We start from the raw sequence: 15,523 nt of genomic DNA on the forward strand, positions 1-15,523 counted from the left end.
GCGGGCGAGCTGATCATGCCGTCAGCTTAACCTGGCGGATCCGCCGCGCAACGCCATTAACCGGCAGCCCGACCACGTAGAGAACGGACGGGCCGAGCACTGGAGTCGCAGTTCGGTGCCGGCTCCGGTTTGCCTGGAAAGGATGACGCATGCGGGCCGGTGCTTGGGTAGCCTCCCGGGCGTGATCGAGCTTGTCGAACGGCATACGGCCCTCGCCGTCGTGGTCGGGTCGCGGGCGTACGGGCTGCATGGCCCGGACTCCGACTACGACCGGCGTGGTGTGTACGTGGCACCCACGCAGGCGTTCTGGCGTCTCGACAAGCCGCCCACCCACCTCGACGGTCCGGCGGCGGAGCAGTTCTCCTGGGAGTTCGAACGCTTCTGCGTGCTTGCCCTGCAAGGCAACCCGACGGTTCTGGAGGTGCTCTGGTCCCCGCTGGTCGAGTCGATAACCGTCGACGGGGAACGGTTGCTGGCGGCGCGGCAGGCGTTCCTGTCGAAGCGGGTGGCGGAGACCTACGGCAGCTACGCCCGGGACCAGCTCAACAGGGTGGCCGCCCGCCGCGCGCGTACCGGCGAGACGAACCACAAACAGGCGATGCACATGATCCGGCTGCTTGTCGCCGGGGTGCACGTGCTGCGTACCGGGGACGTGCTGGTCGACGTTAGCCACCTGCGTGACCGGCTGCTCGCGGTGCGGGGCGGCGAGTTGCCCTGGGACGAGGTCGCCGCGTGGGGGGCTGACCTACTTGTCGAGCTCGCCGATGCAGCCGCCACCACCGCGCTTCCCGAACAGCCCGACCGGGATGAAGTGGATCGGCTGCTCACGGGCGTACGGCAAAGGAACCTGCAGTGACCATCGAGGTGCCGCCGTGGGCCGCCGAGGCAGTCCGCGCCCTGCCCCGCCCGCTGCTGTTCGCCACGGTCAGCGGTGCGCATCTGTACGGGTTCGCGTCCGTCGACTCCGACCTGGATCTGCGAGCCGCGCACCTGCTCGCGCCCGAGGAGGTGGTCGGGTTGCGCACCGGGCCGCAGACGTTGCAGCACATGGGCGTGCGTGACGGTGTCGAGCTGGACGTGGTGAGCCACGATCTGCTGAAGTTCGCCAAGCTGTTGAACAGCCGCAACGGCTACGTTCTGGAGCAGGTGTTGTCGCCGCTGGTGGTCGTGACCAGCGCGGTGCACGCCGAGCTGGTTTCTCTGGCCCCGCGACTGGTCACCCGGCACCACGCGCACCACTACCTCGGGTTCGCGGCCACCCAGGAGAAGTTGTACGCCAGGACCGGGCAGCTCAAGCCCGCGCTGTACACGCTGCGGGTCCTGCTCACCGGCATCCACCTGATGCGGACCGGCCGTCTGGAGACGGACCTCGGTGTGCTCGGAGCAGGATTGCTGTACGTGCCGGATCTCATCGCCGCCAAACGGGAGGCCGAACACGGACCGCTCCCCACGGGCGCTGCGCAGCGACTCGCCACCGACGTGCCGCTGCTGCGCGCCGAGTTGGAGACGGCCCGGGACTCCTCGGCGCTGCCCGGGGACGTGGATCCGGCCGCGGTGGACGCCCTGCACGACCTGGTGGTGCGTACCCGGCTGGGTTGAGCTCGCCGACCGGTCCCTCCCGAGGTGGCCTGCCGGGCGCGGGCACCCTGCCGTTCAGCCGCTCATCAGCGCCCTGCGCACATGCCGCACTCCGTAGTGCGCGCGTGATTTGACGGTGCCGACGGGAAGGCCGAGCCGGTCGGCGACCTCGCCGGCGGAATGGCCCTTCACATACAGTTCGAGCAGCACGGACCGCTGGGCAGGGCCGAGTTCGCCGACGGCGCGCCGCAGGGTCAGCGATGCGATCGCCGTTTCCGCAGCGGCGTTCACCGGGGGCGACAGGTCCGCCTCGGCCAGGCCGACCTCCACGGGCCGCGTCTGCCGTTTGCGGTACGCGTCGATAGCCAGGCGTCGGGCAACCTTGAACAGCCAGCGCCGCTGCGGCTCCGGGCCGGAGGGCATCTGGTCGAGGTTGCGCCAGGCTCTCACCATGGTCTCCTGCACCAGGTCCTCGGCGGTACAGGATGAGCCCGGCGGGGTCAGTCTCCTCAGGTAGTGGAGCAGCGCGCCGCCGTTGGCCAAGTGGAGCTCGCGCATGTGCGCCTCGATATCAGGTGACGTCGCCATCGTGTTCCCCCATCGGCGTCAACAGTTCGGGGGGAAGCGTAGGAGACCGCCTGTAAATTCCTACTCTATTGCCAGTGAATTAGTTTGTGATGTGCCATTCCGCTGCATTAAACAATGCGCGGAAATGGCGTCACGAAGCCCTACCCAGGCCGAGATTGCGAGTTTCGGTAAATGAGATAGAGATGGACGGCGGCCCGCAGCTCCGCTGTAGCGGGCCAGCCACGCGAGCGGGATACGTCTCCGCTTCGCGGCTCACCAGCGGTCCACGGGATGACATCACGCCCTGCACTACGGGGCCGGGTGGTCGGAGTTCACAAGCGTCCGGCCGCAGCCGCCGGTAGCAGCGGTCCCGTCCGAACTGCTCGCCTAAGCTGGCTCCCGGTGATCACTGGCCGACGGCGATGCTGATGGGGGTCTTCCGTGACCGGGGCGCAGGACGACATGCGCTTCGCGGTGCTGGGCCCGGTGGAGGTGTGGCGCGGCGGGCAGCCTGTCGATCCCGGTCCGCGCCAGCAACGCCTCATTCTGGCACTGCTGCTGGCACGGGCCGGCCAGCCGGTCGGCCTCGCGGATTTCATCGCGCTGTTGTGGGACGAGCGACCGCCGCGCAGCGCCGCGAACATCGTGCACCTTCACCTGGGTCGGCTTCGGCGGTTGTTCGAACCCGGCCTGCCCCCTCGTGCGTCCGGCCGGTGGCTGGCGAGTGACGCATCCGGCTATCGCATCGTCGTCGACGCCGAAGGGCTGGACCTGCTGACGTTTCGACACTTGGCGCAGCGGGCGCGGACGGCCGAGGATCCGTCGCAGGCATTGGCGGCCTATGTCGAAGCGCTGGAATTGTCGCGGGGGCCGTGCGCCGGAGCGCCGGAGTTGATCAACCGCCCGGTCGCCGAATTCGAGGCCGTCGACAACGAGTACGCCGATCTGGTGCGGGAGGCCGCCGACCTGGCGCTGTCCGCCGGAGCGGCACGGGGTGTGCTTCCGATGCTGCGGCGTGTGGCCCAGCAACGTCCTCTGGACGAGGCCGTTCAGGCCAGATTGCTGCTGACCTTGTCAGCGGTCGGGCAGCAGGCCGAGGCGATCGCTCTCTACCAGGAACTGCGCGGCCGGCTCGCCGATGACCTCGGGATCGATCCGGGCCGGGAACTCCAGGAGGCGTACCGTACGGTCCTGCGCAACGGCGATTCCGGCCCAGCCGAGACGGCGGAGGCACCACTGCGCTCCAACGACCCGTCGGCGGACGGCTTTTTCGTCCGTCCGGCCCAGCTGTTGCCGGACCTGCCCCACTTCACGGGCCGGGACCAGAGCCTGCGCCGGGCACTGGCGCTCATCCACGGCCGCGCCGGCGGGAACGCCCTGCGGATCGTGGCCATCGAGGGCATCCCCGGCGTCGGCAAGACGAGCCTGGCGACCCACCTGGCCTACCTGGTGGCCGACGAGTTCCCCGACGGCCAGCTCCACGTCGACCTCCGGGGCCTGGATCCGGACGCCGCGCTGACACCGGGCGAGGTGCTGGAGGACTTCCTGCACGCGCTTGGCGTCCGCGGACCGGACATCCCGGCGCGCGACCTGGCCCGGTCGGGGCTCTACCGCAGTCTCCTGGCCGAGCGCCGGGTGCTGATCGTGCTGGACAACGTTCGCGACGCCGACCAGGTCCGGCCGCTGCTGCCCGGTGCTCCCGGCAGCCTCGTCCTGGTCACGAGCCGGTACAGCCTGGCCGGTCTCGCCACGACGCACGGGGCTCACGTGCTCACACTCGACGTCCTGCCGACCGACGAGGCGCGCGAACTCCTGGTCTCACGCGTCGGGCCCGCCCGTGCTCTGGCCGAACGGCGGGCGCTGGACGAGATCGTCGACCTGTGCGGGGGCCTTCCGCTGGCCCTCGCCGTGGTGGCCGCCCGGGTCCTGGCCCGACCCGGATGTCGGCTGTCGGACGTCGCGCGCGAACTGCACGAGGCGCAGGGCAGCCTCGACGGATTCGGCTCCGACGACCCGGACAGCGACCTGCGCGCCATCTTCTCCTGGTCCTACCGCAGCCTCAGCCCTGCCGCCGCGCGACTCTTCCGCCTGCTGGCCCTGCACCCGGGCCCGGACATCACCCGCGCGGCGGCGGCGAGCCTCGGCGGCCTGTCCGCGCGCGACGCCCGCGAGGTGTTCGGCGAGCTGGTGCGAAGCCGGCTGGTCACCGAACGGCGGCCCGGCCGCTACGGCACCCACGACCTGATCGCGGCGTACGCGCGGGAACTGATGTTCGACGCCGAGCCCGGCCCGGAGCGCGAGGCGGCGGCGGACCGGCTGCTCGGGCTCTATCGGCGGACAGCGTACGCAGCCAATCTCTTCATCAATGCCGAGATCGACGCCGACCCACCGGCGGCGCCCGACGGGGTCGTCGACGAGAGTCCGCGGGACGGCCGGGAAGCCGCCGACTGGTTCGTCGCCGAGCGCGAGGTGCTCAAGGCGGTCATGCGTCAGGCGAACGACCGGGGCCGGGTGTACGACGCCTGGCAGTTGGAACTCACGGTGCAGGGCTTCTATCAGCGGGAGGGCTGGTGGCACGAGTGGGCGATGGTGGTGCGCGAATGCCTCGACGCGGCCGAGCGCGCCGGCGACTCGGCTGGCGCGGCGGAGATGCAGCGCAGCCTGGCTGGCGCCCACTTCTACGTCGGCGACAGCGAGTCCGCGCTGGCGCTGCTCGAACGGGCTCTCGTGATCTTCACCGAGCTTGGTAACGCGTCCCGCGAGGCGCTGACGTTACGCAATCTGGGCGAGGTGAGCTTCGCGGTGGGCGATTACGACAGGTCCGTCACCTGCCACCACCGGGCGCTGCACATGGCGGAGTCGCTGGGGGACCGGACGGCTCAGGCCGATGTGCTGTGCCGTCTCGCCGACGCTCAGTACGAGCTGGGCCGCCGTGCCTTGAGTTTCGAGACAATTGACCGAGCCCTGACCATGAGCGAGCAGCTCGCCGACGACGTCCGCCGCAGCGAATGCCACCTGCGGCGGGCCAACCTGCACCTGCGCGAACGGCAGTTCGCTGAGTCCTCGGCGGACTGGGCCGCGGCCCGGGAGCTCTCCCGAAAGGTCGGCCACCGCGTGCACATGGTCCGCGCGAGTGTGGGCCTCGGAGACACCGCCTACGCGATGAACGACTGGCCCGCCGCCCGCGCGGCATGGCTGGAGGCGCTCGCTCTGGGCAACGACTCGGATGGGCGGCAGGAGGAACAGATCCGGCGTCGCCTGGCGAAGCTCAGCCACGGCGCGGCGGCCTAGCCCGAGCGGGACACTACCGGCTCTACCTGTCCGCGCTGTCCAGAAGCCGGGTGAGACGCCTGGCGTCCTCCGAACCGGCCGTGGGATGGTAGATCACCAGGCCCTGTTCGGGCATTCCGGCGACGGACAGACGTTCCAGGTGCAGTTGCAGAGGCCCCGCGACGGGGTGTCGCAGCAGTGCGAGTTCGGTGTCACGTGTGACGACATCGTGCCGCTCCCACAACTGACGGAAGCTCTCGCTGCGTTCCGACAGCTCGGCCACCAGCGCCAGGAAGTCGGGACGGGCGGCGCCCCGGCCGACGGTGTCCCGCACGACAGCCACGAAACGGCGAGCCGTCGTCTGCCAGTCCCGGTAGAGGTCTCGCTCGGAGTCGACGAGGAAGAACGACCGCAGCCGGTTCTTCCCGGTTACCAGCTCGGGAGAAATCCGGAAGGCGCTGCGGTTGGCGGTGAGGACATCGAAGTTGCGCCCGGTCACGAAGGCTGGCAGGGGCAGGAGCCGGACGAGGTTCTCGACGCTGGACGGGACCCGTTCGCGGCCCTGCGTCGCCGGGTCCGCGTCGGTAGCCAGCGGTGTCGCCAGGCTCGTCAGGTAGGCGGTGGCCGCGTCGTCCAGCCGCAGCGCCCGCGCCAACGACCGGATGACCTGGAGCGAAGGTGTGCCTCCGCGGCCCTGTTCCAGACGCAGGTAGTAGTCAGCGCTGATGCCTGCGAGCAAGGCCACCTCCTCGCGGCGCAGACCCGCCACGCGCCGTCGGACTGTCCCTTCGGGCAATCCGACGTCACCCGGGCGGAGCTGCCCCCGACGTGCCCGTAAATAGCCCGCGAGCAGGTCCTCGGCCATACCGTCGATGCTAGCCACCGGCCGAAGGGCGGGCTGCCGGTACCGCCGGGTCGCCGGTGCCTGGGAGTGCCGATACCAGGAAGAAGGCGGCACTGCCTGCCTCGTCGCCGCCGGTTGATGCTGTTGGTGCGGTGTTCACGTCACCGGCGGCGTCGCGTGCGCCAGACGCCGACGGGTGATCGCCGCAGGGACATCACCAAACGGGAAGGACCAACGATCATGAGCAAGCTGGCACTCGTCACGGGGGCCACGTCGGGTATCGGCAGGGCCTTCGCGCAACGGTTGGCAGGGCTGGGCTACGACCTCATCGTCGTCGGGCGCCGCGAGGAACGCCTGAAGGAACTCGTAGCCGCGCACCCGGAGGTCAACGTCCGCGGCCTCGCGGCGGACCTGTCCACCGACGCCGGGATCGACGCCGTCGCTCAGCTCTGCGGCACCGAGGACATCACGCTGCTGGTGAACAACGCCGGTGTCGCGCACTACATGCCCCTGGCCGACCTGTCCGCCGAGAAGGCCCGCGAGCTGGCCCACGTCAAGACGGTGGCACCCGCCATGCTCACCCGGGCGGTCGTGGGCGGTATGCAGGCCCGTGGCGAGGGCACCATCGTCAACGTCGCCGGCATGATCGCCTTCAGTGGTCCCGCGCCGAGCTCGGTGATGCCGCGGCGCGCGGTGTACGCAGGCGGCCTGGCCTTCGCGGTCGCCATGTCGCAGACGCTCAGCGCCGAACTCGAGGGCACCGGTGTCCGGGTCCAGGTTCTGTGCCCTGGTGTGGTGGCCACCGAGTTCCACGAGCGTCAGGGCATGGACCTCAGCGCCGTACGACGGATGAGCGCCGACGACGTCGTCACCGCGAGCCTGCGCGGGCTGGAACTGGGTGAGGTCGTGGTGGCCCCGGGTGTCCAGGACGCGTACCTGCTGAACGCCATCTTCTCCGCGGAGCTGGCCGCCTTCAACGCGCAGAGCCCGGAGCTGGCGTCCCGGTACCGCGGCAACTGACGGCTCAGCCCTGTGGGATGGCGATCGGCCCTGGTCGTCAGCCCGCCCGGGTGGCGGAGGCACCGACCCGTTAACATCGCGGGCCGTACATCGGCCGGAACAACGTGGGGTGATCATGGCTGGCCCGTCCGCCCGCTTCGTGCTCTTTCCTGGGCGCCATCACCTGCTGACCCGCTTCCAGGCTGACTACCTGCGGCGGCTCGCCGAGGACGGCGCTACCACGATCGTCTGGGCGGTGACCTCCGCCAACCACGAGAACACCAAGCGTAATCCGGTCCCGTACCACCGCCGGGAAGCCGCGATCGAGCGATTCAGTGTGCTGAGCGGGCTGCGTTCGCTGGTCGTGCCGATCTTCGACACCGCGTACACCGACGACTTCGCCGAGGTGACCCTCAAGAACATCGCGGTAGCCACCGGACTCGAACTCACTCCTGCGGACACCCTGGTGGCATGCTCGACGCCGGAGGTCGCCAAGCTGTACGAGCGGCTCGGTTTCACGATCGCGCAGGTCGAGGCCGACCCCGAGCTACGGACCACGCCCGAACGGCCGTGGGATGTCCTGCTACGCCTGGCCGCAGGCGACGACACGTGGCGCGAGCTGACGCACCCGGCGACTGTCGACGTCTTCGAGCGCTACCGCCTGGTCGACGAGATCCGGATGGTGGTCAACGACCCGCTCGTCGGCGACGAGGGTGGCCTCACCGTCACCCGCGACTACCGGACGTACGTGGAGGCCTTCGCCGGCGCAGCCGAGCGCAAGTGGGACGCCGTCCGTCAGTACGTGCAACCCGGCCGTATCGTCGATATCGGCTGCGGCGCCGGGGCGGTCCTGGAGTTGGCCGATCGGGAACCCGGCCTGCACGAGAGCGACCTCATCGGCGTCGAGGTCGCCCGACACCTCTTTCAGGAGTGCCTGCACAAGAAGGCGCAGGGCGTGTTCCGCAACGCCAACGTGTACTTCTTCCACCGGAACGTCCTCGGTGGCGCGGTCCTGAAGGACCGCTCGGTGGACACCACCCTCACCTTCGCGTTGACCCATGAGATCTGGTCGTACGGGCGGCAGCGGGAGTCACTGTTGCAGTTCGCCCGCCGCATCCACGACCACACAGTGCCCGGTGGCGTCTGGATCAACAGCGACGTGTGCGGCCCGGACGATCCCCACCGGCCGGTGATCCTGCGACTCGTGACAGATGACGGCGACAACCCGGCATCGCCGCGCCGGGATCTCGTCAGCCTGGACTCCGCCGAGGTCAGGCGGTATGTCGGCGGACTGTCGACGCGGGCGCGGCTGGATCAGTTCGCTGTCGACTTCGCGTTCCCCTTCGACTACGAGGCCCTGCCCGACGGCTCGGTATGCCTTGAACTGGGCTCCGCGATGGACTACCTGACCCGCAAGGACTACATCGACAGCTGGCTCTCCGAGACGAAGGAACAGTTCTGTGGCCTCAGTTTCGCCGACTGGACAACGCTGCTGACCGAAGCGGGTTTCGAGATCGCTCCTGCCTCCACCGCCGTCCGCAACGATTGGGTGATCGACAACCGGATCGCGCCGGTAGCCTCTCTCGCCGACCTCGACGGCCGGCCCCTCGACTGGCCGACGACCCACATCCTCACCGTCGCCCACCGACCCTGGAATGAGTGAGCGCTCGCCCTGACGGGACGCGACCACGCAGGGCCAGAGCCTCCACGGAGATGCTTCCCGTGGAGGCTCTGGCCACTGTTGGCGGACAGGTCCGGCTATCTCACAGGCGCGGGTCCTGCTGGACCTTGAGGGCGTTGAGGATCGGGTCGCCCTCGCCCTTCTCGCGGCGAAGCTCGATCGTCAGATCGCCACCGGCGTGCTTGACCGCGACCGTGTTCAGGTCCGCGGTCAGCGCACCCACCTTCGCCTGCACGTCGTGGTCATAGAGCACGACCTTGCCGTCGGCCAGCACATCGAAGGCACGCTTGCCGGCCTTCACCTTCTCGATCTCCGCGAAGTCGAGGCCGATCCGGTACGTCCCGGCGGGCGCGTTCTTGAACACGTAGCTGAACGTCTCACCGGTCCGCTGGGTGCGGAACAGCGCGTCGTCCTGCGTACCGGCGATGTCGGCCTTCGTGGCACGCGGCTTGCCGCCGACGTAGCCCCACGGTCGCGAGCCCAGCGCCTGGTCGGGCGACCAGACGAAGCCGTCGGCGCCGACGTGCCCGGCTCCGCCGACGTCGACACCCTTCCAGTAGGCCGACGTCGCCAGGCGGACCGGCTTGAGCTGGGTTTCGCCCTTGCCGGCGTTCGACGCCACGAGCAGATCCCCGACGAGTACGCCGGGCGCGACACCCGCGTTCTTGCCCAAATCATCTTAGTCATTAAGATAACTGCATGGTCGTATCGACTGACATCTCCGTGGCAATCGCCGGCGCCGGTCTCTCCGGCCTCTGCCTCGCCCAGTACCTGATGCGCGCCGGCGTCGACGTGCACGTCTACGAGCGGGACCCAGGCCCCTTCGTCCGGCGGCAGGGCTACCGGATCATCCTCGACCGGTACGGGCTGGAGGCGCTGCGCGAGAGCCTGCCCCGCCCGCTGTACAACCTCGCGCTGACGACCGGCGACGAGCCCGGCGGGCAGCTCCGTTTCACCGACAGCCGGCTGCGGGACGCATTCAGCATCACCTTCAAGGACGATCCGTACGCGACCCGCCAGGTCGACAGGCTTACCCTGCGGTCGATCCTGCAGTCCGGGCTGCACCAACGCATCCACTACGGCAAGGACGCCGTCGCGGTGGAGACCGGCGGCCCGGCCGGGCTGCGGCTGCGGTTCGCCGACGGCGGGGCCGCCTCGGCAACCGTCGTCGTGGGCGCGGACGGCGTCGGCTCGGCGCTGCGCGCGCAGCTCATGCCGGACGCGGACCCGGCGAACACCCCGATGGCGGGCATCTACGGTCGGTCGCCCCTACAGCGCAACGGTGAGAGCGTCATCCCGGACGCGCTGCGTACCAGCGGGGTGCTGGCCATCGGCGACCGGCCGGGCCGCGCCTTCTTCTTCACCTCCATGCGGTTCGGCGAGAACCCGCAGGAAGCGTTCGCGCGCCTGGCCCCGGGCAGCTATGCGCCCACCGGCTACGACTACGTCATGTGGGGACTACTGCTGCGGCAGGAGGAGGTGCCCATCGGCATCCGTGGCGACCTGCTGGCGTTGTGGAGACTGGCCAGCCTGATGAGTGGGGACTTCCACCCGCTCGTCCGGCGGCTGGTAGGCACCGCCGAGCTGGACGCCACGGTGCTCAACCTCTTCGCCGCCGGCCGACGCCCGCACCGGTGGGCGGTACCCCGGGCCACGATGATGGGCGATGCCGTGCACGTCATGCCGCCGTTCGGCGCCCACGGCGGCAACACCGCGCTGCGCGACGCCGCCCTGCTCGGCAGGAAACTGGTCGAGGCCCGGGCGAGCGGCGCGCCGGTGGAGGAGGCTATCGCCGGCTACCAGGACGAGATGGTGCCGTACGCCTTCCGTGCCGTCGACACCGCCGCCCGGCTGATGCGCCGCCTCACCGGAGACGCGGCCGCGCCACACTGGGTGCTGACCCGCGTGTTACCTCGACTGCACCGGGTCACCGTGCCGGAGGCATGATGGCGGTCATGTCCCACGATCCGGCCCGTACCTCCACGATCGCCGATCTCATGCGCGCCGGGCGGGAGATGTCGCGGCTGTCCATGGTGTTCCGGTACGCCATCGCGGAGCGGCTGGGCCTCACCGTGAGCGACCTGGAGTGCCTGGACTACCTGGCGGACGCCGGATCCGCCACCGCGGGGCAGGTCGCCGAGCGGACCAACCTCACCACCGGGGCGGTGACCAGCATGCTCCGCCGGCTCCAGCAGGCGGGCTACGTGACGGCCGAGCGCGACCCCGCGGACCGGCGGCGGGTGATCGTCACCCTGCGGCCGGAGCGGATCGCCGAGCTGACGCGACCGTACGAGCGGTTCGCCGAGCGGGCGGCGCGGCTCATCGAGGGCTACAGCGTCGAGGAGGTCACGCTGTTGGTTCGGCACTATGACCGGATGCAGGCGATGTACCACGACGAACTGGACCACCTCCGCTGCGGCGACACCGCGCAGCGGTCTGCCTGAGGCGGCGCCGGGAAGGTGTGGTGATCAGGCAGTACGAGTGGGCGGGCCCGGCGTCACGCCGAGCCCGCCCGTTTCAGTCCGGACCTCCGGTCGTCACGCCCGAGCGACGAGCCGGAACTGTTGGTTGGTCTGTCCGTGGCAGTCGTACAGCTGGATCTGGGCGCCGTTGGCGGTGCTCCAGGCGTCCAGGCATCGTCCGGACTGGACGTTGCTGATCGTGCCGTTGGCGTTGATGTTCCACTGTTGGTTGGTCTGGCTGTGGCAGCTGTAGATCTGCACTGCCGCGCCGTTGCCGGTGCCTGCGGCGTCGAGGCACATGTTGCCGTACACCTGGAGTTGTTTTCCTGACGTGTAGGTCCAGGTCTGGTTGGTCTGCCTGTTGCAGTCGTAGAGCTGTACCCGGGTGCCGTTGTTACGGGAGGCGTTGGGTACGTCGACGCACCGGCCGGACTGCGTACCGACGATCTCGCCAGCGGAGGTGGGCGGGACGCTCGGCGACACGGTGGGGGTTGGCCCTGGCGTGGTGGGCCCCGGCGTGGTGGGCGTCGGGGTGGTCGGCGTCGTGGGCAGCAACGGGCAGGTGCTGCGGTAGCTGACCACTCCGCTGGAGTCCAGCAACGGGCAGAGGAACTGGCTGTACCGGGCGTCGTTGTCGACGAACATCTTGACGAACGGCAGCATGGTACGGACCATCACCGGGTTCGGTCGCCCGACCATGAATCCGTGGTCCGCACCGGCGACCTCAAGGTAGACGCTCTCCGTCGTGGACGGGAGGCTGTTGTACAGGCCGGTGGCGTATGACGGGGTGACCACCGTGTCCGCCTGCCCAGACAGGATCATCGTGGGCACCCTGTCGTTGGCGAGGTTCGACGACGGCGAGTACGGCGCGATGCCGACCACTGCCTTCAACGACGAACGCCGCATGGCCGCGCTCAACGCGCCACCGCCGCCCATGGAGTGACCGGCGACCGCCAAGCGGGTGGGGTCGACGCGGTCGCGTACCGGGCTCTGCTGCGTGAGGTAGTCCAGTGCGGCGAGCAACTGGGTGCCTCGGGCCGTGTCGAAGTCGTTGCGGCTGTTGGTCTCGATGCCGATCACGACGAAGCCGTGGGAGGCCAGCCAAGGACCCATCCAGGCCAGTTCGGCGGAGAACAACGCCGTGTATCCCGGCGAGATGGCGATGGCCCCGAAGGTGCCCTGGCTGGTGTCGGTCGGGTAGTAGATCCTGCCGCCGTTGAAGCCGTACCCGGTCGGGACGCTCACCGACGTGTTGGCGAAGGGGCCGTTCACGGCGGTGACGCTGCTCTGGGTGGGGTCCGGGCCCCGCTGGTACGGGTTGTCGGCGGCGGATGCCGACCCGGTCGCCACTGTGATGGTGAACATCCCGACCACGGCCGCGATCCCTACCGCGGCGAGCTTCAACACCCGTCCCCGAAAGCGGGCGGGTACTCGGTCGGCATTGGTGTTCCCCGAGGGCGGGGGGTGGTGTCCGTGTTCTCGCACTGTCGGTGCCTCCTGGTGGTGGGGGAGTGCGGAACGGGCAGGCTCGGCTGCGTGCCGAGCCTGCCCGTTCCGGCGGTGTCCGGTTGTCAGCGTTGCAGCGTCAGCAGACCCGGTCGGTACGGCAGGAGCCCGTAGTCGCCGCCGGAGCTGGGAGAACGCCCCTGGTAGAGCAGTTGCAGGTTGCAGGCGTCAACGGTCATCGTCTGGTCGGCGTTGCTGCGGATCAGCTCGCCGTGACTGATGTCGTTGGTCCAGGTGGCGCTGCTGTTCGCCTTGCCGGCGAACGGGTTGCTCTCCGAGGTGGCCTGCGGAGTCCACGTGCCACCCAGGCTGGTTGCCGTGAACGAGCGGAAGTAGCGCCCGTTCGCGCCGATCGCCTCGACGAGCATGAGGTACCGGTTCTGGCCCTGGAGCTTGTAGACCTGAACGCCCTCGAACAGGTTGTTCGTCGAGTCGGTCATGATCGTCGTGTAGTTCGACCCGAAGCTGCCCGGGAAGTTCCCGATGGGCATGCTGGCCCGGTAGATCCTGCCGTTGTCCCCGGCGAAGAACAGGTACATGTTCTGGTCGTCACCGATGACTGCCTGGTCGATCGGGCCGGTGCTGGAGTTGGAGATGCTTCCGGTGAACAGCGTCTGCGCCGATGACCAGCTGTTCACGTTGGTCGGATCGGTCGACGTGCGGTACGAGAACGCCGTCGGACCCCACTGATAGGCCAACACCCAGACGTTGCGGGGCGCGAAGTAGAACAGTGACGGTGCCACCGCCGCGAACGGCATCTGGTTCTGCGACGCGGACCCCATCTGGTTCCAGTTCGAGAAGAGACCGAAGTTCATCGAGCCCCACGTCGTACCGGTGTCGTGCGTCGTCGCGTAGACCAACTGCTGGCCGTTGTACGGCGCGTGGGTGAAGTCCTTCAGCGACACCCAACCCGAGCGCGGCTGAGCCAGCGCGCCAGTCGACGACCAGCGGTACGTGGAGGGAAGGTCACAGGTGCCGCCGGTCGGCGGGGGAGTCGACGTCGGAGTCGACGTCGGGGTCGGCGTCGGCGTGGAACCGCCGCCGAGGGACGCGAGCCGGAACTGCTGGTTGCTCTGTCCGTTGCAGTCGTAGAGCTGGACCTGGGCGCCGTTGGCGGTGCTCCACACGTCAAGGCATCGTCCGGACTGCACGCCGCTGATGGTGCCGTTGGAGTTGACGTTCCACTGCTGGTTGGTCTGGCTGTGGCAGCTGTAGATCTGTACCGCCGCGCCGTTGCCGGTGCCTGCGGCGTCGAGGCACATGTTGCCGTACACCTGGAGTTGTTTTCCTGAGGTGTAGGTCCATGCCTGGTTGGTCTGCTTGTTGCAGTCGTAGAGCTGCACCCGGGTGCCGTTGGTGGTCGACGCGTTGGGTACGTCGATACACCTGCCGGACTGGCTACCGACGATCTCACTGGCCGAGCCGCCCGGCGGAACGGTGGGCGTGACGGTGGGAGTCGGGCCCGGCGTGGTGGGCGTGGGGGTGGTGCCGGGGCCAGCGCTGTTCAGAGCCTCCAGGGTGGAGTTGTAGGCGGCCTTCTTGTTGCCGTTGCACTCGAACAGCAGCGGGGTGCCGCTGGAGCGCCACGAGTCGCAGTCACGCACGCCCCACACGGTGACACCGTTGCAGCGAGCCACGGCAAGGCAGTCGTTTACCACGTTGCGGTAGGTGTTGGCCTGCGTCGTGCCGGATCCCTCGATGTCCAGCTCGGTGATCTGCACGTCCACGCCGAGGGCGGCGAAGCTGGACAGCGTCGTGCGGTAGTTGCTGTTGTACGGCGAGTTGGCGTTGAAGTGCGACTGGAAGCCCACGCAGTCGATCGGCACCCCACGGGACTTGAAGTCGCGCACCATGTTGTACACGGCCTGGGTCTTGGCCCAGGTCCAGTTGTCGGTGTTGTAGTCGTTGTAGCAGAGCTTGGCGTCTGGGTCGGCGGAGCGGGCGGCGCGGAAGGCGGCTTCGATCCAGTCGTTGCCGGTGCGCTGCAGGTTCGAGTTGCGACGGGCGCCGCTGTTGCCGTCCTCGAACGCCTCGTTGACGACGTCCCAGGAGTGGATCTTGCCGCGGTAGTAGCTGGCGACGCGGGTGACGTGGTTGAGCATGGCGCTGCGCAGGGCGCTGCCTTCCATGCTCTGCATCCAGCCGGGCTGCTGCGAGTACCAGGCAAGGGTGTGGCCGCGGACCTTCCAACCCCGGGAGAGAGCGTGGTTGACGATCCGGTCCGCGTTGCCGAAGGTGAAGTTGTTCTGCTGCGGCTCGGTCGCGTCGATCTTCATTTCGTTTTCGGGGGTGATGCTGTTGAACTCGCGGTTCAGGATCGTCGTGTAGGCGCTGTCGCTGAGCTTGTTCGCGGCCACTGCGGCACCGAAGTACCGGCCGGACTGGGCTGCGGCAGCGCCGAGGGTCGTCTCAGCGGCCTGTGCGAGATTGGGCACCAGCGAAACAACCAGGGCCAGAATTATCGCGGCTGTTCCGGAAAAAGTGAGGGTTCGCAGTCGGGTGCGATTGGGGGGACGGGTCCGGGAATTCATGCTGATCCTCCAGTGGTGGATAGAAATTCCTGTCGCTGTTCCAGTGGGAGGCCCCGCTCGTACGCTGGCGGCCCGATGCTGAGTC

At 68.9% G+C, this 15,523-nt stretch carries 12 protein-coding genes; 7 read left to right on the top strand and 5 right to left on the bottom strand.

Going from position 1 to position 15,523, the window contains the following annotated elements; genetic code table 11:
* Nucleotides 1-181: 181 nt before the first annotated feature.
* Entirely contained in the window at nt 182-856 is a 675-nt protein-coding gene (locus ACLQ23_RS16685; protein ID WP_425880788.1) for a nucleotidyltransferase domain-containing protein, read from the top strand.
* Nucleotides 853-1,599, top strand: a complete 747-nt coding sequence (locus ACLQ23_RS16690; RefSeq protein WP_425736118.1) for a nucleotidyltransferase domain-containing protein — start codon at nt 853-855, stop codon at nt 1,597-1,599. The genes ACLQ23_RS16685 and ACLQ23_RS16690 overlap by 4 nt, the downstream gene beginning before the upstream one ends.
* A 54-nt stretch (nt 1,600-1,653) precedes the next feature.
* Here ACLQ23_RS16690 and ACLQ23_RS16695 read toward each other — a convergent pair whose 3' ends face one another.
* A complete protein-coding gene (locus tag ACLQ23_RS16695) occupies nt 1,654-2,136 on the bottom strand; it encodes a sigma-70 family RNA polymerase sigma factor (RefSeq protein WP_425736119.1) in 483 nt (160 codons plus the stop codon).
* Nucleotides 2,137-2,586: 450 nt separating this feature from the next.
* On the opposite strand from ACLQ23_RS16695, the gene ACLQ23_RS16700 reads away from it, so the two are divergent.
* Nucleotides 2,587-5,436, top strand: coding sequence for an AfsR/SARP family transcriptional regulator (locus tag ACLQ23_RS16700; RefSeq protein WP_355628109.1), 2,850 nt, complete (start codon nt 2,587-2,589; stop codon nt 5,434-5,436).
* Between the two features lie 22 nt (nt 5,437-5,458).
* On the opposite strand, the gene ACLQ23_RS16705 is transcribed toward ACLQ23_RS16700, so the two are convergent.
* Complete coding sequence (locus ACLQ23_RS16705) at nt 5,459-6,280, bottom strand: helix-turn-helix transcriptional regulator (protein ID WP_355628107.1); 822 nt, start codon at nt 6,278-6,280, stop codon at nt 5,459-5,461.
* 219 nt (nt 6,281-6,499) lie between these two features.
* Between ACLQ23_RS16705 and ACLQ23_RS16710 the strand changes: the two genes are divergently transcribed.
* Nucleotides 6,500-7,279, top strand: a complete 780-nt coding sequence (locus ACLQ23_RS16710) for an SDR family NAD(P)-dependent oxidoreductase (protein ID WP_355628104.1) — start codon at nt 6,500-6,502, stop codon at nt 7,277-7,279.
* A 115-nt stretch (nt 7,280-7,394) separates the two neighbouring features.
* Nucleotides 7,395-8,921, top strand: a complete 1,527-nt coding sequence (locus tag ACLQ23_RS16715) for a class I SAM-dependent methyltransferase (protein WP_425880789.1) — start codon at nt 7,395-7,397, stop codon at nt 8,919-8,921.
* A 100-nt stretch (nt 8,922-9,021) separates the two neighbouring features.
* On the opposite strand, the gene ACLQ23_RS16720 is transcribed toward ACLQ23_RS16715, so the two are convergent.
* Nucleotides 9,022-9,612: a malectin domain-containing carbohydrate-binding protein gene (locus ACLQ23_RS16720; protein WP_425880790.1), complete on the bottom strand. Its 591-nt coding sequence runs from the start codon at nt 9,610-9,612 to the stop codon at nt 9,022-9,024.
* Between the two features lie 26 nt (nt 9,613-9,638).
* Between ACLQ23_RS16720 and ACLQ23_RS16725 the strand changes: the two genes are divergently transcribed.
* Entirely contained in the window at nt 9,639-10,886 is a 1,248-nt protein-coding gene (locus ACLQ23_RS16725) for an FAD-dependent oxidoreductase (protein WP_355593299.1), read from the top strand.
* Nucleotides 10,887-10,894: 8 nt separating this feature from the next.
* The gene (locus tag ACLQ23_RS16730; protein ID WP_355593301.1) at nt 10,895-11,383 is read left to right on the top strand and encodes a MarR family winged helix-turn-helix transcriptional regulator; all 489 of its coding nucleotides are present in this window, start codon (nt 10,895-10,897) and stop codon (nt 11,381-11,383) included.
* Between the two features lie 93 nt (nt 11,384-11,476).
* Here ACLQ23_RS16730 and ACLQ23_RS16735 read toward each other — a convergent pair whose 3' ends face one another.
* The gene (locus tag ACLQ23_RS16735; RefSeq protein WP_425880791.1) at nt 11,477-12,808 is read right to left on the bottom strand and encodes a ricin-type beta-trefoil lectin domain protein; all 1,332 of its coding nucleotides are present in this window, start codon (nt 12,806-12,808) and stop codon (nt 11,477-11,479) included.
* Nucleotides 12,809-12,972: 164 nt separating this feature from the next.
* Entirely contained in the window at nt 12,973-15,438 is a 2,466-nt protein-coding gene (locus ACLQ23_RS16740; protein ID WP_425880792.1) for a non-reducing end alpha-L-arabinofuranosidase family hydrolase, read from the bottom strand.
* Between the last annotated feature and the right edge of the window lie 85 nt (nt 15,439-15,523).

The sequence above is a fragment of the Micromonospora sp. DT41 genome, assembly GCF_049841715.1.
GTDB classification, from domain to species: domain Bacteria; phylum Actinomycetota; class Actinomycetes; order Mycobacteriales; family Micromonosporaceae; genus Micromonospora; species Micromonospora profundi.

What these genes read in the sequence shown, in the direction of transcription:
- ACLQ23_RS16695 (WP_425736119.1), bottom strand. Translation starts at nt 2,136, where the DNA reads ATGCGCGAGCTCCACTTGGCCAACGGCGGCGCGCTGCTCCACTACCTG.
- ACLQ23_RS16705 (WP_355628107.1), bottom strand. Translation starts at nt 6,280, where the DNA reads ATGGCCGAGGACCTGCTCGCGGGCTATTTACGGGCACGTCGGGGGCAG.
- ACLQ23_RS16710 (WP_355628104.1), top strand. Translation starts at nt 6,500, where the DNA reads ATGAGCAAGCTGGCACTCGTCACGGGGGCCACGTCGGGTATCGGCAGG.
- ACLQ23_RS16715 (WP_425880789.1), top strand. Translation starts at nt 7,395, where the DNA reads ATGGCTGGCCCGTCCGCCCGCTTCGTGCTCTTTCCTGGGCGCCATCAC.
- ACLQ23_RS16725 (WP_355593299.1), top strand. Translation starts at nt 9,639, where the DNA reads ATGGTCGTATCGACTGACATCTCCGTGGCAATCGCCGGCGCCGGTCTC.
- ACLQ23_RS16730 (WP_355593301.1), top strand. Translation starts at nt 10,895, where the DNA reads ATGTCCCACGATCCGGCCCGTACCTCCACGATCGCCGATCTCATGCGC.
- ACLQ23_RS16740 (WP_425880792.1), bottom strand. Translation starts at nt 15,438, where the DNA reads ATGAATTCCCGGACCCGTCCCCCCAATCGCACCCGACTGCGAACCCTC.